Here is a 22,196-nt window from a genome sequence, read left to right on the forward strand (position 1 = left end):
CTCGTTGGGCGGGGGTATCCCCGGACGAAGCCCGGGGGAGGGCCGATGTCGCCTGATGTTCTCGTACGGCCCGGTGAGTGCCACGTGTGGACCGCCCGGGCCGTTTCCGTTTCCCCCGGTCTCGAGGCGCTGCTCGACGCCGCCGAGCGCCGGGTGTTCGCGTCGTTCCTCCGCGAGCCCGACCGCGCGCTGTACCTGACCGCGCACGCCCTGCGGCGGCTGGTCCTGGCCGAGGCGCTCGACCGTGACCCGGCGGCGCTGGTCTTCGCGGCCGGGCCGCACGGCAAGCCCTACGTGGAGGACGCCCCGGTCGAGTTCTCGCTGACGCACTCCGGCGAGCGGGTGGCCGTCGCCGTGACCTCGGGTACCCCGGTGGGGGTGGACGTCGAGCGGGTCACCGAGCTGGCCGAGCTGCCGCTTCCGGTGCTGTCGGAGCGGGAGCGGGCGGTCTTCGACCGGGTGCCGGAACCGGATCGGGCGGCGGCCTTCACCTCGTACTGGGTGCGCAAGGAGGCCGTGCTCAAGGCCACGGGGGAGGGGCTGCGGGTGGATCCCGCGCGGCTCACCGTGTCCGCGGCCGACCGGCCGGCGGAGCTGCTCGGCTGGCGCGGCCGGGACGCCGCACGGCGTGGGGGCGGCCGGCGGGACGATTCGCAGCGGGCCGCCGAACAGCGGGAAGCCGTACAGCCGCACCCGCCGGTGCGGCTGTACGACCTCGACGCCGGGGAGGGGTACCGGGGCGCCGTGGCCCTGCTGGGCCCGGCGCACCGGATCGTCCGCCACGACGGGGGCGGCGTGCTGCACCGCCCCCGCCGGGCCGCGGGTTGAGGACCGGGGCTAGTTCAGCCCGCTGTTGATGGCGCCGACGAGTTCGCCGTTGCCGGTGTCACCGCTGAACTCCCAGAAGAAGGCGCCGCCGAGGCCCTGGTTCTTCGCCCAGCTCATCTTGGAGGTGACGGTGGCGGGGGTGTCGTAGCTCCACCAGTTGGTGCCGCAGTGGGCGTAGGCGGTGCCGGCGACGGTGCCGTTGGCCGGGCAGGAGTTCTTGAGGACCTTGTAGTCCTCGATGCCCTGCTCGTAGGTGCCGGCGGCCGGTCCGGTGGCGGTGCCGCCGGGCGCGGACTGGGTGACGCCGGTCCAGCCGCGGCCGTAGAAGCCGATGCCGAGCAGCAGCTTGTTGGCCGGGACGCCCTTGGCCTTGTACTTGGCGATCGCCTCGGCGGAGTTGAAGCCCGCCTGCGGGATACCGGCGTACGAGGTGAGCGGGGAGTGCGGGGCGGTCGGGCCCTGCGCCGCCCAGGCGCCGAAGAAGTCGTACGTCATCACGTTGAACCAGTTCATGTACTGCGCGGCGCCCGCGTAGTCGGTGGCGTCGATCTTGCCGCCGGAGGAGGCGTCGGCGGTGACGGCCGCGGTGACGAGGGCGCTGCTGCCGAACTTGGCGCGCATGGCCTGCATCATGTTCTTGAAGGCGTTCGGGCCGCTGGTGTCGCAGGACAGACCGCAGGCGTTGGGGTACTCCCAGTCGAGGTCGATGCCGTCGAAGACGTCGGCCCAGCGCGGGTCCTCCACCAGGTCGTAGCAGGACTGGGCGAAGGCGGTCGGGTTCTGCACGGCCTGGCCGAAGCCGCCGGACCAGGTCCAGCCGCCGAAGGACCAGATGACCTTGATGTTCGGGTAGGCCTTCTTCAGCTTGCGCAGCTGGTTGAAGTTGCCGCGCAGCGGCTGGTCCCAGGTGTCGGCGACGCCGTCGACGGACTGGTCGGCGGTGTACGCCTTGTCGTAGTCGGCGTAGGAGTCGCCGATGGTGCACCGGCCGTTGGTGACGTTGCCGAAGGCGTAGTTGATGTGGGTGATCTTGGACGCGGAGCCCGAGGTCACGATGTTCTTGACGTGGTAGTTGCGGCCGTAGACGCCCCAGTTGGTGAAGTAGCCCATCTTCACCGTGTTGCCGGGCTGCGGGTTGCCTCCGCCGCCGGTGGTGCGGACGCTGACGGCGCCGCTGGCCGGGCCGGTCTGGTCGACGGTGTCGCGGGCGACGACCGTGTAGCTGTAGTCGGTGCCGGCGGTGAGGCCGGTGTTGGTGTACGTCAGGCCGGTGACGGTGGCGATCGTGGTGCCGTCCCGCTTGACGTCGTAGTTCTTGATGCCCTTGTCGTCCGTGGCCGCGGTCCAGGTCAGCTTGACCGAGGTGTCGGTGACGTTCGAGGCGACCGGGGTGCCGGGCGCGGAGGGGGCGGCGTCGCCGGGCTGGGTGGAGCCGTCGCAGGAGCCGCCGTTGACCTTACAGCCGGACGGGGCGCCCGAGCCGGTGCCGTTGAAGCCGAAGGAGATGGTGGCGCCGGGGGCGAGGGTGCCGTTCCAGCCGACGTTCTTGGCGGTCCAGTGGGTGCCGGAGCTGGTGACGGTGGCGTCCCAGGCGGAGGTGACCGCGGTTCCGGAGGGGAAGTCCCACTCGACGGTCCAGGAGGAGAGCGAGGTGGTGCCGGTGTTCTTCACCGTCCACTTGCCCTCGAAGCCGGTGCCCCAGTCGGAGACCTTGGTGTACGTGGCGGTGGCGGAGGTGGCCGCCTCGGCGGGGGCGGCGAGGCCGACCATGGCCGCGAGGGGCAGGGCGAGTGCCGTCAGACCGGCGGCGATGCGGCGTCTGAAGCGGGTGGTGCGCGTCGGTGCTTGAGTGCTCAACGGTGCTCCTCAAGTTGCGGACGACAGGGGTGGGGGTGGTCCGGGAAAGGTGCGCGCGCCCCGCGAGCGTAGAAAGGTCTGGACCAGCCGTCAAGAGGTCCAGACCAACGTCGGAACGGACTGGGCCGGATGCCCGTCCCCGATCCGTCAGATCCCCAACTCCTGTGCCAGCACGGCCGCTTGGACCCGGCTGCGCAGCTCCAGCTTCCCCAGCACCTTGCTGACGTGCGTCTTCACCGTGGCCTCCGCCATGTCCAGGCGCACCGCGATCTCCGCGTTCGACAGGCCCGAGCCGAGCGCCGAGAGCACCTCGCGCTCGCGCGGCGTCAGCCGGTCCACGACCGCCGGATCCTTGCCGCCGGGCACCCGGACCGGCCGGCGCGGGGCGGCGAACTCGGCGATCAGCCGACGGGTGACCGCCGGCGCGATCAGCCCCTCGCCGCGCGCCACCGTCCGCACCGCCTCGATGAGGTCCTTCGCGTCCGTGTTCTTCAGGAGGAAGCCCGCGGCACCCGCGCGCAGCGCGCCGAACACGTACTCGTCCAGGTCGAAGGTGGTCAGCACCAGGACGTCCGCCAGGCCCTCGGAAACGACCTGCCCGGTCGCCGACACCCCGTCGAGCTTCGGCATCTGCACGTCCATCAGGACGAGGTCCGGCCGCAGTTCACGGGCCAGCTCCACCGCCCGCTCACCGTCCGCCGCCTCGCCCACCACCTCGATGTCGGGCGCGCTGCCCAGGATCAGTACGAGCCCCGCGCGCACCGCGCTCTGGTCCTCGGCGACCACGATCCGGATCGTCATGCCTCCGGCGTCCTCTCCTCGGCGGGCAGCACGGCCCGCACCTGCCACGTCTTCGAGCCGTTCCCGTCCGGGACCGGCCCCGCCTCGAACTCCCCGCCGAGCAGCGCCACCCGCTCCCGCATGCCCACGAGCCCGGCGCCCGAGCCCGGCGCGCGCGGCCCGGGGCGGTCCCCGATCGGGCTGGTCACCCGTACGGTCAGACTCCGCGCGTCCCGGCCCAGGAACACGCCGACCGCACCGGCCGAGGCGTGCTTGAGCGCGTTCGTCAGCGACTCCTGCACGATCCGGTAGGCGGCCAGCTCGACCGGCGCCGGCAGCCGCGCGCCGTCCTCCTCGCGCGTGTCCACCAGGGTGAAGGCGAGCCCGCTGGAGCGGCCGTTCGTCCGGGCCTGGGCGATCAGCGCCTCCAGTCCGGCCAGTGTCGGCGCGGCCGCCGGCTCGGCGTCGCCGCTGCTGTCCCTGAGCAGGCCGATGAGCCGCCGCATCTCGGCCAGGCCCTCGACGCTGTTCTCCCGGATGACGGTCAGCGCCTGCCGGGTGGTGGCCGCCTCGTCGAGCGAGAGCGCGGCCGTGGAGTGGATCGCGATCGCCGACAGGTGGTTGGCGACCATGTCGTGCAGCTCGCGGGCCATCCGGGCGCGTTCGGCGACCACTGCCTGGGACCGGTCCATCTCGGCCAGCAGCGCCGTCTGCTCGGCGCGCAGCCGGGCCGCCTCGGCGGTCTCCCGGTGGTTGCGGACGACGGCGCCGGTGACGGCGGGCAGGAACGAGACCATGCCCGTGATCAGGCCGATCACCAGGGCGGCGGCGTTCTGCCACCAGACGAGGAAGCCGATCGTCACACCGATCGTGATCAGTCCGGTGCTCCACGGGACGCGCCGGGCGGAGGCCGGTGACCCGTAGACCACGGCCGCGTAGACCACGTCCGTGAACATCAGCGCCGTGACGAGGCTGCCGTAGGTGAACTGGTCCGCCACCAGGGCGAGCGTGCCGATCGTCAGGGCGGTCTGCGGCAGGGTCCGGCGCAGGGCCTCCATCGCGGCCATGACGAGGAGCGGCACGAGGGTGGCCCAGCGCGCGTCGATCGGCCGGTCGGTCTGGGTGTGCAGCCCGAAGGACCACATCAGCAGGCCGATGGCGAGGCCGCCGGCGGCGATGAGCAGGTCGTCGCGGTGCGGTCGGGGGAGTGTCACGTCCCCATCCAACACGGCGTGCGGCCGCGGGGCCTCGCCGTCCGGGCCGATCCGCCCCTCCGTCGAAGGATGTAGTCGCGGTTCGTCACCGACGACGACGAATCCGGGCCGGGCCGCCGGGAGTCTGGAAGGACGACGGGGGATCGAACGAAGGAGTGCCGCCGTGATCGTCACGCTGATCGTGATCTGTGAGGTCGGCTTCTGGGTGCTGCTGGCCGCGGGCCTCGCCACCCGCTACGGACTGAAGATGCCGCGCACCGGCCTGGCCCTGCTGCTGTGCGAGCCGCTGCTGGAGGTCGTGCTGCTGGTCGTCACCGCGATCGACCTGAAGAACGGCGCCGATCCGAGCTGGAAGCACGGCCTGGCCGCCCTGTACATCGGCTACACCGTGGGCCACGGCCACCGGACGGTGAAGTGGCTCGACGGCCACGCCGCCCACCGGCTGGGCGGCGGCCCGCCGCCGGTGAAGCCGCCCCGCTACGGCATGGCCCGCGCCCGCCACGAGGGAAGGGTGTGGCTCGGCTCGCTGGTCGGCGGCGCCGTCGCGACCGTCCTGCTGCTCGCCGCGATGGCGTACGTCGGCGGGGACGGCGACACCTCCTCGCTGAAGAGCTGGATGTACGGGGCCTGGCGGGCGGTCGGCATCCACGGCCTCATCGCCCTGTCGTACGCCCTCTGGCCGAAGAAGGAACCGGCCGGGAAGGTCCCGGCCGCCGGGGAGCAGGCGTCAGCGGTCCCCGCCCGGGACCCACAGCACGTCCCCGACCTCGCGGTTCGCCGTCCTGGCGAGGATGAAGAGCAGGTCTGACAGCCGGTTGAGGTAGGTGGCGGTGAGCGGGTTCATGGTCTCGCCGTGCACCTCCATCGCCGCCCAGGTGGACCGCTCGGCCCGCCGGACCACCGTGCACGCCTGGTGCAGCAGTGCCGCACCGGGCGTGCCGCCGGGCAGGATGAAGGAGCGCAGCTTGTCGAGCCGCTCCAGGAAGCGGTCGCAGTCCGCCTCCAGCTTGTCGACGTACGACTGCTCGACGCGCAGCGGCGGGTACTTCGGGTCCTCGACCACCGGAGTGGACAGGTCCGCGCCCACGTCGAACAGGTCGTTCTGGACGCGGACGAGGACCTTCACCACGTCCTCGTCGAGCTGCCCGAGCGCGACGGCCGTGCCGATGACGGCGTTGGCCTCGTTGGCGTCGGCGTAGGCCGAGATCCGCAGATCGGTCTTGGCGGTCCGGCTCATGTCGCCGAGGGCGGTGGTGCCCTGGTCGCCGGTGCGGGTGTAGATGCGCGTCAGATTGACCATGCCCCCAGCGTAGTTACGCCCCGGCCTTCCGGAACGTGCGTGTGCCCACAGTCACGGCCAGCGCCGTGAGTCCGAGGGCGACGAGGACGCCGTGGAGCATCGAGGCGGTCGCGTACTGCCCGACGTACGCGTCCCGCACCGCGTCCACCAGGTAGCGGAACGGCATGAAGTGGGACAGCACGTCCAGCCAGCCGGGCGCGAGGGCCATCGGCAGCATCAGTCCGGACAGCAGCATCGCGGGCATGGCGAGGGTGTTCACCGCGGGGCCGAACTCCTGCGGGCTGGGCAGCCGCAGCGCCAGCACGTACGAGAGCGCGGCGAGCGAGAAGGTGAGCAGCGCGACGAAGCCGAAGCCGATCAGGATGCCCGCGAGCGGTGCCCGCAGGCCCATGGCCAGGGCGGCGAGTACCAGCAGCACGGCCTGGAAGACGAAGAGCGCGGCGTCCCGCAGGACCCGGCCGAGGAGCAGCGCGAGCCGGCTGACCGGGGTGACCCGGAGCCGTTCGAGGACGCCCCAGTTCTTCTCCATGATGACCGCGAACCCGGCGAAGGAGGCCCCGAACAGGCCGAGCTGGAGCAGCAGTCCGGGCACCAGGACCTGCCAGGAGTCGCCCTCGCGACCGAGCGGGAGCCCGGTGAGCAGGGGGCCGAAGAAGAACAGGTAGAGCAACGGCATCAGGGTGCCGAAGAAGATCTGGAACGGCGAGCGGAGGGTCTGCCGGGCGTAGCGCCCGAAGAGGACCGCGGTGTCGTGGAGAAGCATCGTGGGTTCCTAGACGGCGACGGGGGTCCGGTCGACGGGCGCGGGGCCGCGCCCGGTGACGGCGAGGAAGGCGTCCTGGAGGGTGTCCGCCGCGTGCTCGGCCTTGAGCGCGGCGGGTGTCCCCTCGGCGGCGACCACGCCCTTGTCGATGATCACCAGCCGGTCGGCGAGCGCGTCCGCCTCGTCGAGGTAGTGGGTGGTGAGGACGACGGTGGTGCCGTGCTCGTCCCGCAGCCGCCGCACCAGCGCCCACAGGGCCGTCCGGCTGCCCGGGTCGAGACCGGTGGTCGGCTCGTCGAGGAAGAGCAGCTCGGGGCGGTGGGTGAGGCCGAGGGCGATGTCGAGCCGGCGCCGCTGGCCGCCGGAGAGCGCGGTGGAGCCCCGGTCGAGCAGCTCGGTGAGGTCGAGGTCGCGGGCGAGTCCGGCGGCGCGGGCGGCGGCCTCGGCGCGGGAGAGCCCGTAGAGCCGCCCCTGGAGGACGAGTTCGGAGCGGACGGTCTCCTGCGGGTCGACGCCGCCGGACTGGGCGACGTAGCCGATCTTCCGCCGTACGCCCACGGCATCGCGCAGCAGGTCGTGGCCGGCGACGGTCGCGACGCCGCCGGTGGGCGGGAGCAGGGTGCTGAGCATGCGCAGGGTCGTGCTCTTGCCCGCGCCGTTGGGGCCGAGGAAGCCGAGGATCTCGCCCGGGCGGACGGTGAGGTCGATCCCGTGGACCGCCGTCACCTCGCCGTGCCTGGTCCGGAAGGTCCGGGAAAGTCCGGAGGTGCTGATGATTGCCATGGCGACTACAAAAACAGAGTCTCTGAAATTTTGCAACGCCCCCAAAATTTCATGGGGTCTAGGATGGCGGCGTGGCTGAAGGGCTGAGGGAGCGCAAGAAGCGCCAGACGAAACAGCGGATCTCGGACATCGCGACCGGGCTCTTCCTGGAGCGCGGCTTCGCGGCCGTCACGGTGGCGGAGATCGCCGAGGCGGCCGATGTCTCCGTCAACACCGTGTACAACTACTTCCCCGCGAAGGAGGACCTGTTCCTCGACCGCATGGAGGGCATCACCCACCGCCTCGCCCGGATGATCCGCGGCCGCGACGCGGGGGAGTCCGCCGCGCGGGCCGTGCTGCGCGAGATCCGCGGCCATGTCGCCGCCGTCTCTCCCGCGTACGGGCTGATGGACGGGTACGCCGACTTCATGCGGGTGATCGACGAGGCCCCCACCCTCCAGGCCCGGCTCCTCACCCTCCAGCAGCAGGTCCGCCAGGTCACCGTCGCCACCCTGCGCGAGGAGGCCGGGGCCGGGCCCGACGACCCGATGCCGGTCCTCGTCGGCGGCCAGATCGCCTGGATCCAGGGCACCCTCGTGGAGTTCATCAGCGGCGAGATGACCGCCGGGCGCAAGGCGACCGAGGTGTCCCGCGAGGCCCTCGACCTGCTCGACGAGATCGAGGACCTGCTCGGCGAGAAGGTGCTCGGCTACGCGGTGCGCGCCGCCGGGTGACACGCGGTGCGCGCCGTCGGCGGATACGTCGTGCGTGCCATCGGCTGATCCGCGGTGCGCGTCGCCGGCTGATGTGCGGCGCGCGCCACCGGCCGACGGCGATCCGGCCGGGGAGGGCCGGCCGCGAGTCCGCCCGGGGAGGGTCCGCGAGTCCGCCCGGGGATGGCGGGGGTCCGCCCGAGGGGCCTCGAGGCCACTTGGAGGACCCCGCGGGGCCGCCCGCGGGGTGTCGCGAGTGTGACGTCCGTCAAACCGGGCGTGACGTGGCTTACTTAGCGGTCACATGGCGCCCCCCGCCCGCTAATCTCCGCCGAAGAGCCAGAAGTGAACAGCCGTTAAGGCGATGAGGGGTGGAAGACGTGGCCAGGAAGCTCGCCGTCATCGGAGCCGGACTCATGGGGTCCGGCATCGCGCAGGTCTCGGCCCAGGCAGGCTGGGACGTCGTCCTGCGCGACGTCACCGACGCCGCCCTGACCCGAGGCACCGACGCCATCAAGACCTCGTACGAGCGCTTCGTCGCCAAGGGCAGGCTGGACGCCGCGGACGCCGAGGCCGCGCTGGGGCGGATCACCGCCACCACCGAGCTCGACGCCGTCGCCGACGCCGACATCGTCGTCGAGGCCGTCTTCGAGAAGCTGGAGGTCAAGCACGAGATCTTCCGCTCCCTCGACAAGATCGCCAAGGACGGTGCGGTCCTCGCCTCCAACACCTCCGCCATCCCGATCACCAAGATCGCCGCGGTGACGGAGCGCCCGGAGTCCGTCGTCGGCGTCCACTTCTTCTCGCCGGTCCCGATGATGCAGCTCGTCGAGCTGGTCCGCGGATACAAGACCAGCGACGAAACCCTCGCCACCGCCCGCGAGTTCGCCGAGTCCGTCGGCAAGACCTGCATCGTCGTCAACCGCGACGTGGCCGGCTTCGTCACCACCCGCCTGATCTCGGCGCTCGTCGTCGAGGCCGCCAAGCTCTACGAGTCGGGCGTGGCCACCGCCGAGGACATTGACATCGCCTGCAAGCTCGGCTTCGGGCACGCCATGGGCCCGCTCGCCACCGCCGACCTCACCGGCGTCGACATCCTGGTCAACGCCACCGGCAACATCTACACCGAGACCCAGGACGAGAAGTTCGCGCCGCCGGAGCTGATGCGCCGGATGGTGGACGCAGGTGACATCGGCCGCAAGAGCGGGCAGGGCTTCTACACGTACTGACATCGCGGCCGAGCACGGGCCGGGGTGGCGTTCCGATGACGCACAGGGGTCCGACCGCCCCGGCACCATCGCCCCCAGGGGTGAATTTCGATATCGGTTCGCTTACAAGGCGCAACGCTTCTGCCGATGCGGCAGTCAAGCGTTGCGTAGACGGGCACACGACACGGAGCACTCTCGGGGAGCGCATATGCACATCAGGGGCGACCACGCCGAGCTGGTCGTCGGGGGCCGCCTCGACGTCCGCAGCGCGGCGGACGCCCGAACGGTCCTGCACTCGGCGGTCGACGACGGAGTCGGCGACCTCGTGCTCGACCTGACCGGCCTCGACTCCTGGGACGCCACCGGACTCGGCGTCATCATGGGCGCCCACCGCCGGGCCGGCCGCTGCGGCCGCCGCCTGGTCCTGCGCGGAGTGCCGCCCCAGATGCAGCGCCTGCTCGTCGCCACCCGGCTGCACCGCATCCTCGCGATCGAGGGCGGCCTCGCCGCGGAGTCCCTGCCCCGCGTCTGACCGCCCGCGCCCGGCCAAGGGCGTCCGGCCACCGGCGTCCGGCCACTCGCGGTGGGTGTCCGACGGCCCGTGCCCGGCCACCGGTGCTCGATCCCTCCGGTGGCGCACCGATGACGCATATGTCACGGGCACACCACGGGGCTGTGAAGCACCTGTGCGAACCAGGCGTCACACCCAATCCTCACAAGACCGTGACGTCTTGGTCTCCACAGGCCCCCGGATGTTCCCGGGGCACGGACAACCGTCTAGGGTCGGCTCGCCTGCACATCGCCCGCCGCTTGGGAGCTTGGACCATGGACCCGATCAACCGGGGACCGGAGGAGTACGGTCACGACGCCGAGGGCGAGGACGCCCGCCCCGGTCTCGCCGCACCCGCGCCCCTGTCCACCGCCCCTGCCCGCGTGCGTACCGCCCGCCTGGTCTCCGGCGGCCTCCTGCTCACGGTCAACCCGCTCGACGGCAGCGAGATCGAGGTCTGCCCGCCCGGCGAGACGCCCCCGGCACCCCGCCGGCGCACCGCCCAGGAGCGCGCCGAGGCCGCCCGCGCCGCCACCCCGCCCGTACCGCCGGGTCCCGCGGCACCCTCACTCCCGCTCCTCGAACGGCAGGAACAGCGCGAGACGCTCGTCCAGCACCTCACCCGGGGCCGCTCCGCCCGGGTCACCGGTCCCGCCGGCTCCGGCCGCACCAGCCTCCTCGACGCCGTCGCCGCCGAATGCGGCACGATCGCGCCCGACGGCGTCGTCCGGCTCTCCGGCAACCACCGCACGCCCACCGACCTGCTGTACGAGCTCTTCCACGCCGTCCAGCACGCTCCCGGCTTCCGGCCCGACCGTGAGGAACTCCTCCTGGAGGTCCGCACCATCGGCGCCATCGTCCTCGTCGACGACCTCGAGTTCGGCGGCGCCGCCCTCGACGAGCTGCTCGCCGCCACCCCCGACTGCGCCTTCCTCTTCGCCGCCGGCCCCGACACGCCCGCCGCCTCCGCCGACGCCGGACTCGAAGAGCTCGCCCTGCCCGGCCTCGGCCGCGCCGCCGCCGTCGAACTCCTGGGGCACGCCACCGGCCGCGCCCTCACCGACGACGAGATCAACTGGGCGGGCGACCTCTGGTTCGAGTCCGAGGGACTGCCGCTGCGCTTCGTCCAGGCCGGCGCCCTGCTCCGGCAGCGCGACCGGCTCCGCGTCGGCCCCGCCGAGTTCGACGCCTTCGGCGCACTCGAAGAGGCCTTCGGCCCCTCGGGCGCCGCCGCACCCGCCGACCCGGCGGCCTCCGCCGACGACCCCGACGTCGAACTGCGCGACATACCTCTGCCCAGCCTCGGCGAGGGCGCCGCCCCCGCCGTGCTGCTCGCCTCCCGGCTCAGCCGCGCCGCCCAGGACACCCTGCGGTTCGCCGTCGCCCTCGGCGGCGAGGTCCCGCACCAGGCGCACCTGCCCGCGCTCGTCGGCGACACCCACGCCGACGCCGCCGTCGGCGAACTCATGGCCTGCGGACTGCTCTCCCCGGTCGGCACCCGCTACCGCCTCGCCGCCGGAGTCCTCACCCAGCTCGTCGCGCAGCGCTACGAGACCGACGTCATCGCCCGCGTCCACACCGTCGCCCAGCACTACGCCTGGTGGGCCGGACACCCCTCCGTCACGCCCGAACGCGCCACCGCCGAGGCCGACTCGCTGCTCGCCGCCCTCGCCGCGCTGGTCCCCGGCACCACCCCCGAGCACAGCGCCACCGCCGTCCTGCTCGCCCGCGCCGCCGCGCCCGCCTTCGCCGCCGGACTCCACTGGAGCGCCTGGGAGCGGGCCCTGCGCGGCGGCCAGGAGGCCGCGCGACTGACCGGCGAGGTCGCCGAAGAGGCCTGGTTCCACCATGAGTTGGGCGTCCTCGCGCTCTGCCGCGGCAGCCTCCAGCGGGCCCGCGCCGAACTCGAGGCCTCCATCGCCATGCGCGGCGCCCTCGCCGACAAACGCGGCACCGTCGCCGGCCGCCGCGCCCTCGCGCTCGTCGCCGACCTCACGGGCGAGGCCACCCCCGTGGAGCCCGCGCCCGCCACGCCCGCGGCACCCGCCGCTCCCGTGTCCGCCACCGCGCCCACCGCCGCGCTGCCGTCGGCGCCCCGGCCCGCCGCGCTCCCGCGCCGTGACGGCCCCGCCTCGCCGGCGCGCGGCATCCCCAGAGCCGCCGCGCTCCCGGCGAAGCCCGCGCTCCCGACGAAGCCCGCGCTCCCGGCGAAGCCCGCGTTCCCGGACCTCGCCCCGCCGACCCCGGCGCGACCGATGGCCCCGGTCGCCTCGAAGGCCTCCCTCGACGCCTTCGCGGCCTTCACCGACGAGCCCGCGACCGTCGTCGTCGGCCCGGACCGGCACAAGGAGCAGGGCCAGGACGGCAGGCGGGAGGGCCTGCGCAAGGGCATCCTCAGCGGAGCCCGCCGCAACCTGGCGGCCGTCGGCGCCGGCGCCCTGCTCGTCGCCGTCCTCGGCACCGTCGTCACCCTCGGCGCCACCTCCGGCGACGCCGAGGACCCGGGCGGCACCGGACGCGTGACCTCCGACAGCACCGCGAGCCAGGACCCCTTCGACGACGGCGACGGCGGCGAGGCCGAACCCACCGAGGACGCCACCGGCGGCCCCTCCGACCCGGCCTCCCCGACCACGACCGGTACGCCCACCCCGGGCGCCACCGGCACGACGGGCACCCCGACGACGTCGGGCTCGCCGTCGGCGACGGGCAGTCCGACGGCGAGCGACCCGGCGACATCGCCGAAGCCGTCTGGCTCGCCGAAGCCGTCGACGTCCCCGAAGCCGTCGAGCTCGTCGGCCTCTCCGTCGACCTCGCCGACGTCCACGGCGACCACTACGCCGTCGACCGCCCCGCCCACCACGGCGACCCCGAGCACCGGGACCGGAGGCGAGTCCGGCAACTCCGCCACCGCCTCCCGCTCCGAGTCAGCCACCGGCACCTCCGAGAGCAGCAGCCCCGCGGCCTGACCGCGTACGAGAAGGGCCCGGGCGCGATCCCCCGCACCCGGGCCCTCCTCGCATCCATACGTCAGAACAGCCGCAGCTTGTCGTCCTCGATGCCGCGCAGCGCGTCGTAGTCGAGCACCACGCAGTCGATCCCGCGGTCGTTCGCGAGCACGCGCGCCTGCGGCTTGATCTCCTGGGCGGCGAAGATGCCCTTCACCGGCGCCAGGTGCGGGTCGCGGTTGAGCAGCTCCAGGTAGCGGGTCAGCTGCTCGACGCCGTCGATCTCGCCGCGCCGCTTGATCTCCACCGCGACCGTGCCGCCGTCGGAGTTCCGGCACAGGATGTCCACCGGGCCGATGGCCGTCGGGTACTCGCGGCGGACCAGCGTCCAGCCTTCGCCCAGGGTCTCGATGCGGTCGGCGAGCAGCTCCTGGAGGTGGGCCTCCACGCCGTCCTTGATGAGGCCCGGGTCGACACCCAGCTCGTGCGAGGAGTCGTGGAGGATCTCCTCCATCGTGATGATCAGTTTCTCGCCCGCTTTGTTGATCACCGTCCACACGGCGGCGGCCCCGGCTTCGGCGGCCTCGCCGTTGACGTCTTCCTTGAGCGTGCAGGGCGGCGACATCCAGTTCAGCGGTTTGTACGCCCGGTCGTCCGCGTGGATCGAGACGCTGCCGTCGGCCTTGACCAGGATCAGACGGGGGGCGGAGGGCAGGTGGGCCGTGAGCCGGCCCGCGTAGTCCACGGAACAACGGGCAATGACGAGACGCATGGTCCGCAACGCTACAAGACGGAGGCTCGTGCACGCGATTCGGGCGCCGGGCGTCCGCCGGCGCCCGCCGGGCGTGCGCCCAACACCCGTCACTTATTGGCCGGTTGTGCGCCCATTCTCCTGGTGCGGGCAGGACCCGGCGCTTAACGTGGAGGACAGGAGGTCGTCGTCCGGGCACGCTGCGTGTGCGGCGCGGCCACCTGTCCCTGCCCGCAAGGCCCCGCCCGGCGGGGTCGCGAGAGGAGAACCCATGTCGCTCGACGTCTCACCGGCGCTGTTGGATCAGGCCGAGCGAGGCGAGGTCGACGAAGCCGACTTCGTCGACTGCGTCCGGACCTCCCTGCCCTACGCATGGGAGATGATCAGTTCTCTGGTGGCACAGCTGAAGGTCGACGGCGGAGAGTTCGCCGACAACCAGACGCCGCCGCCGGACGAGCAGGCACGTGGTCAGCTGCTGCGCGCTCTCGCGAGCGATGCCATCCGTGGTGCGCTTCAGCGACACTTCGGGGTACGACTCGCCTTCCAGAACTGCCACCGCGTGGCGGTCTTCCCGCTGGACCCGTCGGTCGACGAGCGGCTCGCCCGCTTCACCTCCGTACGGGCGCAGCTCCTCAACCAGTCGCCGGAACTGCGCGACTGCTGACAGGCCTGGTGCCACCGCTCCGCGTCGGCGGGAGAGCGAAGAGACGCGGGGCGGCGGCATGGTCCTGCCCACCACATGCGACACCACATGCCCCACCACACGCACGGGTCACGCACGGTCTCAGACGAGCAGCGGGAGCACCTCGGCGCCCAGGCGCCGCACGTTCTCCTCGGTGGCGGCGAGATCGCCGGAGCCCTCGGCGAGCAGCGCGAAGCGGGTGATGCCCGTGCGCTCGGCGGTGGCGGCGAGCCGGTCGGCGGCGAGCCGGGGCGTGCCCACCGGGTGCAGCCCGCACAGCAGCTCGGTGTACGCGACCGGGTCGCGCATCGCGCGGTACCGGCCGTCCACCGTCACATGGGCGTCGAGGCCCTGCTTCAGCCAGCCCGGCATCGCCTTCACCAGGGCCTCCGCCGCGTCCGCGGTCCGGTCGGCGAGCTGGACCACGCCCGCCGAGACATGGCCGGCGCCGATCCGCGCGATCTCGTCCGGGTCGCGTCCGGCGTCCCGCGCGGCCCGCTCCCAGCAGGCCACCATCTCGGCCTTGTCCTCGTCGCCGCAGTGCATGCCGAGCAGCATCGGCAGCCCGCGCTCGGCCGCGAGCCGCACGCTGTTCGCCGAGGTGCAGGCGACCACCACCTCCGGCGCGGCGGGCCCGCCGATCAGCTCGCCGGGGGCCGGTACGACGGCCACCTCGCGGAAAGCGAATCGTTCCCCCTCGGCGCCGACCCGGGGCTCGCGCAGCCAGCGCAGCAGCAGGTCGAGCGATTCCGGGAAGCCCTTCTCGTACGCGGGGAGCCCCGCGCCGAACACCTCCAGGTCCACCCACGGGCCGCCGCGGCCCACCCCGAGGGTGAACCTGCCGCCGGACGTCACGTGGAGCAGGGCCGCCTGCTCGCCCAGGGCCACCGGGTGGACGGTCGGCAGCACGCTGACCGCCGTGCCGACCCGGAGCCGGCGGGTGCGGCCCAGGAGCAGGGCGGCCAGCGTCACGGCCGACGGGCACACCCCGTACGGCACGAAGTGGTGCTCGGCCAGCCAGACCGAGTCGAGGCCCGCCTCCTCGGCGACCTCGGCGGTCCGCACCGCCCGGTGCAGCGCTTCTCCCTGACCCTGGCCCGGAAACTGGGCGGCCAGCACGAACGTACCCACGCGCATCGCTTCTGCCTCCTCGCGGTCGGCGCGTTCTCCCCTTCGCGGACTTCGCCCGCGCGTCCCCCTCGTACTGGCAACAACGTCTGACACGTGCCAAAGGCAACGGCCCGACATGAAGTTCTTGCGATTTTCCGCTGATCCGCCGCCCACCCGTGCCGGGCCACCCCGTCGCGGCCCGTAGGCTGGACGGAACCGTCCGTGTCCCCGACCCCGAGCGAGGTGCCGAAGTGTCCCCGCGCCACAACCGCCCGCGAGGCGGCGCGCAGCCCCCGCGGCAGAGCGATCCGGGCGACCGGTACGGCGGTGTGCAGAGCACCGAGACCTGGCAGGGCGAGGAGTGGTGCGTGCGCCACGTCGCCGGCGCGAGCTCGCCCGGCAAGCGCTACCGCTGCCCCGGCTGCGACCAGGAGATCCCCTCCGGTGCGCCGCACCTGGTGGCCTGGCCCGAGTACGGCGGGGTCGACGACCGCCGCCACTGGCACAAGGCGTGCTGGAACGCGAAGGACCGCCGCACCACCCGGGTGCAGCGGTCCCGCAACGCGCCTCGCTACTGAGCGGCCGGCGGCCTCAGACGTCCCTGTTGTTGATGAGCGCGAACGCGCCGCCGAGCACCGCGGCCGCCAGGACGGCCATGATCCAGACCGGGTCCCAGCCCGAGGGGCCGTCCACGGTCACCGCCGAGCGGCCCGCGTACAGCGCGATCAGCTGGCTCGGGATCGCGTAGTCGAGGAGCCACTCCCGCACCTTGGCCAGCGACTCCGCGAACATGAACATCGCCGACACCAGCGGCAGCAGCAGCACACCGATCATGATCGTGATGGCGCCCGCCGAGTGCCGGATGATCGCGCCGACGCCCAGCGACAGCAGCCCGAGCAGCGCGACGAACAGGCCGACGCCGACCGTGGCCCGCAGCCACTCCGCCGTCGTGGGCTCGGCGGCCTCCACCATCGCCACCTGGGCCACCGCGACGACGGTCGCGGTCAGCGTGGTGATGCCGAAGACGAGCAGGAAGAAGACGATCGCCTTCGCCGCGAGCACCCGGGCGCGGCTCGGGCAGGCCGTCAGCGTCGTGCGGATCATGCCCGTGCCGTACTCGGACGCGATCGTCAGCACGCCGAGCGTGATCACGCAGATCGAGCCGAGCAGCACACCGAAGAAGCCGAGGCCGAGTGCCGTCTCGCCCTCGGTGGACACCTCGGACGCCGACACGATCGCGCCCACCCCGAGCCCGATGCCGAGCATCAGCAGGATCATGATCCCGAGGGTCCAGATCGTGGAGCGCACCGAGCGGATCTTGGTCCACTCCGAGGCGAGCGCGTCCCCGAGGTGCGCCTTGCGCACGGGGATGGGGGAGACGTACGAGTACGGGGTCGTCATCGGGCGTCCTCGGTGTTCGGGCCCTGCGGGTTCTGCGGGGTGGCGTACGGGTTCTGTCCGGGCGGCGGCGGGGCGTACCAGCCCTGCTGCGGCACCTCGGGGACCGCGTACTGCTGCTGCGGCTGCGGCAGCTGGTGGGGCGGCATCGGCGGCTGGAGGTGGGCCAGCCGGTCGTCGGTGGAGCGGTAGTCCACGGCGCCCTGCGTCATCCGCATGTACGCCTCCTCCAGCGAGGCCTGGTGCGGGGAGAGCTCCCACAGCCGCACGTCCGCGTCGTGCGCCAGGTCGCTGATCCGCGGCAGCGGCAGGCCGGTCACGCGCAGCGCGCCGTCCGGCTCCGGCATCACCTGGCCGCCGGCCTCGGTGAGGACCGTGCTCAGCTTCTCGCGCTGCTGCGGCTCGGTGTGCGGCGTGCGCACCCGGGCGAAGTCGGCCGAGTTCGCGGAGATGAAGTCCTTGACGCTCATGTCCGCCAGCAGCTGGCCGCGGCCGATCACGATCAGGTGGTCGGCGGTCAGCGCCATCTCGCTCATCAGATGGCTGGAGACGAAGACGGTCCGGCCCTCGGCGGCCAGCTTCTTCATCAGGTTGCGCACCCAGAGGATGCCCTCGGGGTCGAGGCCGTTGACCGGCTCGTCGAAGAGCAGCACCTGCGGGTCGCCGAGCAGCGCCGCCGCGATGCCGAGGCGCTGCCCCATGCCGAGCGAGAAGCCGTTGGAGCGGCGCTTGGCCACGTCCTGGAGGCCGACCACGCCGAGCACCTCGTCGACCCGCTGGGCCGGGATGCCGGCCAGCTGGGCGAGCGAGAGCAGGTGGTTGCGGGCGCTGCGGCCGCCGTGCACGGCCTTGGCGTCGAGCAGCGCGCCGACCTGGCGCGGCGCGTTCGGCAGCTGCCGGAACGGATGCCCGCCGATCGTGACGTGGCCGGACGTCGGCCGGTCGAGCCCCAGGATCATGCGCATCGTGGTCGACTTGCCCGAGCCGTTGGGGCCCAGGAAGCCGGTCACGTGGCCCGGTCTCACCTGGAAGGAAAGGTTGTACACGGCTGTCTTGGCGCCGTAGCGCTTCGTCAGGCCGACTGCCTCGATCATTCTCCAGCCCCATCGACATGGTCGGGTGTTTCTCGGGGCGTGACGGCCGACGGCCGGAGCCCCCCGTATGAGCTAGGAGCTTATCCAGCCGTTGACGGTTCCGGCGAAGCCCGGATCGTGATCCGGGAAAGGTCAGGGAAAGGTCAGGGCTCGCTCAGGCGTCCCGGTGCTTCAGCACCAGGTAGCCACCGGCCAGCGCGGCCGCCACCCAGATCAGCATGATCCCGAGGCCGCCCCACGGCCCGTACGGGGCCTTCTCCGAGCCCAGGGCGTCCGGCACCACCTGCATGATCTTGGAGCCGGCCTGGTCGGGGAAGTAGCGGGCGACCTCCTTGGCCTTCGGCACGGCCGACAGGATCTGCGAGATCAGGAAGAAGAACGGCACGAGGATGCCGAGCGACAGCATCGAGGAGCGCAGCATCGTGGCCACGCCCATCGAGAACAGCGCGATCAGGGCCATGTAGAGGCCGGCGCCGACCACCGCCCGCAGCACGTTGTCCGCGCCGAGCGTGGTGCGGTGTTCCCCGAGCAGGGCCTGCCCGAGGAAGAAGGACAGGAAGCTCGTCATCAGACCGACGAGCAGCGCGAGCCCGCCGGCCACCGCGATCTTCGAGAAGAGGAAGGTGGCCCGCTGCGGTACGGCCGCGAGCGAGGTGCGGATCATGCCCGAGGAGTACTCGGTGCCCACCACGAGGACGCCGAACACCACCATCGCCAGCTGCCCGAGCACCATCCCGGAGAAGCTCACGAAGGTCGGGTCGAAGGTCGCCCGCTCCACCTCGCTCAGGTCGTCGAAGGTGGACCTGATCAGCGCGGACAGTGCGGCGCTCATCGCCACCGTGACCACGAGCGCGCTCGTCAGCGTCCACACCGTCGAAGAGACCGTCCGGATCTTGGTCCACTCCGACTGGAGGACCGCGGATGCCGCTGCCATCGATCAGACTCCCTCGAAGCTCTCGCCCCAGCGGGGCCCGGCCGGCCCGTCGCCGCCGTGGACGTCCGTACCGTGCGCGTGGTACTCCACCACGCCCGCCGTCATCTGCATGAACGCCTCCTCGAGCGAGGCCCGCTGGGCGCTCAGCTCGTGCAGCACGATCTGATGGGAGGCGGCCAGTTCACCCAGCTTCTCCGTCGTCGTGCCGTCCACCTCGAGCGTCCCGCCGCCCGCCTCGACCGCGACGAATCCGTTCGCGTGGAGCACGTCCCGCAGGCGTTCCTGCTGCGGCGAGCGCAGCCGTACGTAACTCCTGGAATTCTGCTGGATGAAATCCGCCATCGACGTGTCGGCGAGCAGCTTTCCCTGCCCGATGACGATCAGGTGATCGGCCGTCAGCGCCATTTCACTCATCAGATGGCTGGAAACGAAGATCGTCCGGCCCTCCGCCGCGAGCGCCTTCATCAGATTGCGGATCCAGTGAATTCCCTCGGGGTCCAGACCATTGACGGGTTCGTCGAACATCAGGATCTCGGGATCACCGAGCAGCGCGGAGGCGATTCCCAGCCGTTGCCCCATGCCGAGCGAGAAGCCCTTCGACTTCTTCTTCGCGACCGCCGTCAGACCGACGAGGTCGAGCACCTCGCCGACCCTTCGCGCCGGAATGCGGTTCGACTGGGCCAGGCACAGGAGGTTGTTGTACGCGGAGCGGCCGCCGTGCATCGCCTTGGCGTCGAGCAGCGCCCCGATGTACTTCAGCGGTTCCCGGAGCTCCCGGTAGTGCCGGCCGTCGATCCGGACCGTCCCGCTCGTCGGGTTGTCCAGGTCCAGCATCATCCGCATCGTGGTCGACTTGCCCGCCCCGTTCGGCCCCAGGAAGCCGGTGACCACGCCGGGCCGCACGGTGAAGGTGAGATGGTCGACGGCCGTCTTCGATCCGAACCGTTTGGTGAGGCCCTCGAGCTCGATCATGCGTACCAACCTACGGGTGCGCGAAACCCCCCGCCACCGGAATGGCAGGGGGTTTTCGCGTCAGCGGTACGCCCGGGGGAGGGTCAGCGGGTCTGCTGGGCGGGGACGCCCGCGGTCCGCTCGTCGTCGATCGGGGAGCCGGCGGCGGCCACCGCGGCACCGGTCAGCGTGGCCAGCATCTCGCGGACGTTGGTCAGCTGGGCGTTGATCGAGTCGCGGCGGTTCGTCAGCGCCGCCAGCTCGCGCTCCGATTCGCTGCGGATGCGGTCCGCCTTGGCGTTGGCGTCGGCCACGATGTCCTCGGCCTGGCGCTGCGCGGTCTCCACCGTCTGGCGGGCCCGGCGCTCCGCGTCCGTGCGCAGCTTCTCGGCCTCGAGGCGGAGCTGCTCGGCGCGGTGCTCGATCTCCGCCAGGCGCTTCTCGGCCTTCGCCTGACGCGAGGCCAGGTCGCGCTCCGACTGCTCGCGGCGCTTGGCCAGGTTGGTCTCGAAGTCCGCGGCGGCCTGGGCGGCCTTGGCGCGGGTCTCCTCGAAGAGGGCGTCGGCCTCCTCGCGCTTCGACTGCGCGTCCTTCTGGGCCTCGGCGCGCAGGGAGTTCGCCTCGCCCTGGGCCTTCTCGACGATGCGGACGCCCTCGTCCTCGGCCTTGGCCTTGCGCTCCGAGGCGAACGCCTCGGCGTCGTTGCGGACCTGCTGGGCCGCGGACTCGGCCAGCTCGCGGTGCTGCTCGGCGGCGCGCCGGGCCTCCTCGCGCAGGTCCTTCGCCTCCTCCTCGGCGAGCCGGAGGATCTTCTCGACGCGAGCACCGAGACCGGCGTACGACGGCTCGGCGTCGGTGACCTGGGCCTGGGCGTTCTGCGTTTCGAGGTGGAGCTCCTCGATGCGCTTTTCCAGAGAGGTGATTCGGGCCAGAGCACTGTCACGGTCGGCGACGAGCTTGGTAATGCGGTCGTCCACCTGACCGCGGTCGTAACCACGCCGCACGAGCTCGAAGCCGAAGGGGGAGGAAGTGTCGCTCATGGGGTTCCTGTCGAATGAGACCGGTGAGGTGTTAGAGGGAATCCTAGGGGTCGAAGCGGCGTGTCATCGAGCGTATGCCCGTTTGATCTGGAGAATGTCCAGCCTTTTGAGTGGCTAGCTCTCGGAAGACTTGCCCCCCGAACGAGTGGCTCCCGCCGACGCGCCCGCCTTGACCCCGTCCCGGCCGCCGTCGGACTTCGCACCCGCTGACGGCGTCTCGAAAGACTCCAACGCCTCCAGCACGTCCTGGACACGGGAGATCTCGGCATTGATGTCCTCGCGCCTGCGCACCAGGACGTCCAGTTCGCGCTTGCCCTCCGAGACGGTCTCCTCCGCCTGGAGTTCGGCGTCCGCCTTGATCCGCTCCGCCTCCGCCTTGATCCGCTCCCCCTCCGCGACCAGCGAGGCCTTCTTCTGCTCGGCCTCCTTCAGGAGCGCCTCGGCCTTCTTCACCGCGGCGATGCGGACCTTGCTCGCCTCCGAAGTCGCCTCCGAGACCAGCTCCCTGGCCTTCTCCTCGGCCTCGGCGCGCTGCTCCTCCGCGGCCTTCACCAGCTTGTCCACGCGCTCGCCGGCCGTCTTCATCTGCTCGGCCGTCTCGCGCCGCGCACGATCGTGCAGTTCCTCGATCTCGCTCTCGACGCGGGAACGCAGCTCCTCCGCCCGCTCCCTTATGGCGGTCGCGTCGCTGCGGGCCCCGACGAGGAGCTCGTCGGCGTCCGTACGGGCCTTCTCCACCAGCGAGTTGCCCTCGATGGTGGCCTCGGCGACGATCCGGTCGGCCTCCTTGCGGGCCGCGCCCACCATGGTGTCCGCCTGCTCCTCGGCCTCCGTGGTGGCGCGCAGCGCCTCCTCCTGGGCCTTGGTCATCAGCTGGTCGGCCTGCTCGGCGGCGTCCGCGCGCTTCTTCGCCCCGGCCTCACGGGCCTCGTCGAGCGTGCGGTCGGCCTCGGCGCGCGCCTCGGAGCGCATCTCCTCGGCCGCCGCCTCGGCGTCCGCCTTGACCCGGGCCGCCTCCTCGGCGATCCGCTCGGCCTCGGCACGCGCCTCGCCGATGAGGGTGTCCGCCTGCTCGGCGGCGTCGGCGCGCCGCTTGTCGGCGGCCTTGCGGGCCTCGTCCAGGATCCGGTCGGCGTCGGCGAGCGCGGCGCTGCGCAGCGCCTGCGCGTGCGCCTCGCCGTCCACCTTGACCTGCTCGGCCTCGGCCCGGATCCGCTGGGCCTCCTGCTCGGTCGACTCCAGCAGCTCGGCCGCCTCCGCGGTGAGCCGCTCGGCCTCGGCCGTGGCTTCGCCGATGAGGGTGTCGGCCTGTTCGG

Annotated in this window: 21 protein-coding genes and 1 pseudogene; 8 read left to right on the forward strand and 14 right to left on the reverse strand. The window is 72.3% G+C overall.

What is annotated here, in order from left to right:
- Positions 1–45 precede the first annotated feature (45 nt).
- Entirely contained in the window at positions 46–828 is a 783-nt protein-coding gene (locus tag ACFY8W_RS21300) for a 4'-phosphopantetheinyl transferase superfamily protein (RefSeq protein WP_391107341.1), read from the forward strand.
- A gap of 9 nt (positions 829–837) precedes the next feature.
- Here the strand turns inward: ACFY8W_RS21300 and ACFY8W_RS21305 are convergent, their stop codons facing one another.
- The 3 genes from ACFY8W_RS21305 to ACFY8W_RS21315 form a co-directional block, all read right to left on the reverse strand.
- Positions 838–2,685 carry a glycosyl hydrolase family 18 protein gene (locus ACFY8W_RS21305; protein WP_391107343.1) on the reverse strand — a complete coding sequence of 616 codons (1,848 nt, stop codon included), beginning with the start codon at positions 2,683–2,685 and terminating at the stop codon, positions 838–840.
- A gap of 147 nt (positions 2,686–2,832) precedes the next feature.
- Entirely contained in the window at positions 2,833–3,486 is a 654-nt protein-coding gene (locus ACFY8W_RS21310) for a response regulator (RefSeq protein WP_391107346.1), read from the reverse strand.
- Positions 3,483–4,679 carry a histidine kinase gene (locus ACFY8W_RS21315; RefSeq protein ID WP_391107349.1) on the reverse strand — a complete coding sequence of 399 codons (1,197 nt, stop codon included), beginning with the start codon at positions 4,677–4,679 and terminating at the stop codon, positions 3,483–3,485. Before ACFY8W_RS21315 ends, ACFY8W_RS21310 begins: the two co-directional genes overlap by 4 nt.
- 163 nt (positions 4,680–4,842) lie before the next feature.
- On the opposite strand from ACFY8W_RS21315, the gene ACFY8W_RS21320 reads away from it, so the two are divergent.
- Complete coding sequence (locus ACFY8W_RS21320) at positions 4,843–5,487, forward strand: hypothetical protein (protein WP_391107352.1); 645 nt, start codon at positions 4,843–4,845, stop codon at positions 5,485–5,487.
- Here ACFY8W_RS21320 and ACFY8W_RS21325 read toward each other — a convergent pair.
- From ACFY8W_RS21325 to ACFY8W_RS21335, 3 genes are read right to left on the reverse strand one after another with little or no spacing between them, the layout of a single operon-like run.
- Positions 5,407–5,979: a cob(I)yrinic acid a,c-diamide adenosyltransferase gene (locus ACFY8W_RS21325; protein ID WP_391107355.1), complete on the reverse strand. Its 573-nt coding sequence runs from the start codon at positions 5,977–5,979 to the stop codon at positions 5,407–5,409. The genes ACFY8W_RS21320 and ACFY8W_RS21325 overlap by 81 nt on opposite strands.
- Positions 5,980–5,992: 13 nt before the next feature.
- Positions 5,993–6,742: an ABC transporter permease gene (locus ACFY8W_RS21330; protein ID WP_391107358.1), complete on the reverse strand. Its 750-nt coding sequence runs from the start codon at positions 6,740–6,742 to the stop codon at positions 5,993–5,995.
- Positions 6,743–6,751: 9 nt separating this feature from the next.
- A complete protein-coding gene (locus ACFY8W_RS21335; protein ID WP_391107361.1) occupies positions 6,752–7,525 on the reverse strand; it encodes an ATP-binding cassette domain-containing protein in 774 nt (257 codons plus the stop codon).
- A 71-nt stretch (positions 7,526–7,596) separates the two neighbouring features.
- Here ACFY8W_RS21335 and ACFY8W_RS21340 point away from each other — a divergent pair, with 71 nt between their 5' ends.
- The 4 genes from ACFY8W_RS21340 to ACFY8W_RS21355 all read left to right on the forward strand — a co-directional run bounded on the left by ACFY8W_RS21340 (position 7,597) and on the right by ACFY8W_RS21355 (position 12,941).
- Positions 7,597–8,238, forward strand: a complete 642-nt coding sequence (locus tag ACFY8W_RS21340) for a TetR family transcriptional regulator (protein WP_391107364.1) — start codon at positions 7,597–7,599, stop codon at positions 8,236–8,238.
- A 359-nt stretch (positions 8,239–8,597) separates the two neighbouring features.
- Positions 8,598–9,446, forward strand: a complete 849-nt coding sequence (locus ACFY8W_RS21345; RefSeq protein ID WP_385692546.1) for a 3-hydroxyacyl-CoA dehydrogenase family protein — start codon at positions 8,598–8,600, stop codon at positions 9,444–9,446.
- Between the two features lie 187 nt (positions 9,447–9,633).
- Positions 9,634–9,957 carry an STAS domain-containing protein gene (locus tag ACFY8W_RS21350; RefSeq protein ID WP_019889522.1) on the forward strand — a complete coding sequence of 108 codons (324 nt, stop codon included), beginning with the start codon at positions 9,634–9,636 and terminating at the stop codon, positions 9,955–9,957.
- Positions 9,958–10,250: 293 nt separating this feature from the next.
- The gene (locus tag ACFY8W_RS21355) at positions 10,251–12,941 is read left to right on the forward strand and encodes an ATP-binding protein (protein WP_391107368.1); all 2,691 of its coding nucleotides are present in this window, start codon (positions 10,251–10,253) and stop codon (positions 12,939–12,941) included.
- A gap of 61 nt (positions 12,942–13,002) precedes the next feature.
- Here ACFY8W_RS21355 and nucS read toward each other — a convergent pair whose 3' ends face one another.
- The gene (gene nucS, locus ACFY8W_RS21360; protein WP_391107371.1) at positions 13,003–13,692 is read right to left on the reverse strand and encodes an endonuclease NucS; all 690 of its coding nucleotides are present in this window, start codon (positions 13,690–13,692) and stop codon (positions 13,003–13,005) included.
- A 250-nt stretch (positions 13,693–13,942) separates the two neighbouring features.
- On the opposite strand from nucS, the gene ACFY8W_RS21365 reads away from it, so the two are divergent.
- Positions 13,943–14,335: an SCO5389 family protein gene (locus ACFY8W_RS21365; protein WP_384413606.1), complete on the forward strand. Its 393-nt coding sequence runs from the start codon at positions 13,943–13,945 to the stop codon at positions 14,333–14,335.
- A 120-nt stretch (positions 14,336–14,455) separates the two neighbouring features.
- Here ACFY8W_RS21365 and ACFY8W_RS21370 read toward each other — a convergent pair whose 3' ends face one another.
- Entirely contained in the window at positions 14,456–15,490 is a 1,035-nt protein-coding gene (locus ACFY8W_RS21370; RefSeq protein ID WP_391107374.1) for an LLM class flavin-dependent oxidoreductase, read from the reverse strand.
- A 224-nt stretch (positions 15,491–15,714) separates the two neighbouring features.
- On the opposite strand from ACFY8W_RS21370, the gene ACFY8W_RS21375 reads away from it, so the two are divergent.
- Entirely contained in the window at positions 15,715–16,041 is a 327-nt protein-coding gene (locus ACFY8W_RS21375; RefSeq protein WP_391107377.1) for an ATP/GTP-binding protein, read from the forward strand.
- A gap of 13 nt (positions 16,042–16,054) precedes the next feature.
- On the opposite strand, the gene ACFY8W_RS21380 is transcribed toward ACFY8W_RS21375, so the two are convergent.
- The 6 genes and pseudogenes from ACFY8W_RS21380 to ACFY8W_RS21405 form a co-directional block, all read right to left on the reverse strand.
- Positions 16,055–16,864 carry an ABC transporter permease gene (locus ACFY8W_RS21380; RefSeq protein ID WP_391107380.1) on the reverse strand — a complete coding sequence of 270 codons (810 nt, stop codon included), beginning with the start codon at positions 16,862–16,864 and terminating at the stop codon, positions 16,055–16,057.
- Positions 16,861–17,955 carry an ATP-binding cassette domain-containing protein gene (locus ACFY8W_RS21385; RefSeq protein ID WP_391107383.1) on the reverse strand — a complete coding sequence of 365 codons (1,095 nt, stop codon included), beginning with the start codon at positions 17,953–17,955 and terminating at the stop codon, positions 16,861–16,863. Before ACFY8W_RS21385 ends, ACFY8W_RS21380 begins: the two co-directional genes overlap by 4 nt.
- A 154-nt stretch (positions 17,956–18,109) precedes the next feature.
- Positions 18,110–18,889, reverse strand: coding sequence for an ABC transporter permease subunit (locus ACFY8W_RS21390; RefSeq protein WP_391107386.1), 780 nt, complete (start codon positions 18,887–18,889; stop codon positions 18,110–18,112).
- A gap of 3 nt (positions 18,890–18,892) precedes the next feature.
- Positions 18,893–19,861, reverse strand: coding sequence for an ATP-binding cassette domain-containing protein (locus tag ACFY8W_RS21395; RefSeq protein ID WP_391107388.1), 969 nt, complete (start codon positions 19,859–19,861; stop codon positions 18,893–18,895).
- 83 nt (positions 19,862–19,944) lie between these two features.
- Positions 19,945–20,880 carry a cellulose-binding protein gene (locus tag ACFY8W_RS21400; RefSeq protein WP_391107391.1) on the reverse strand — a complete coding sequence of 312 codons (936 nt, stop codon included), beginning with the start codon at positions 20,878–20,880 and terminating at the stop codon, positions 19,945–19,947.
- Between the two features lie 114 nt (positions 20,881–20,994).
- Positions 20,995–22,196: pseudogene (locus ACFY8W_RS21405) on the reverse strand (hypothetical protein); the annotation flags it as partial.

The organism is Streptomyces sp. NPDC012637 (assembly GCF_042954805.1).
Taxonomy (GTDB): Bacteria; Actinomycetota; Actinomycetes; order Streptomycetales; family Streptomycetaceae; genus Streptomyces.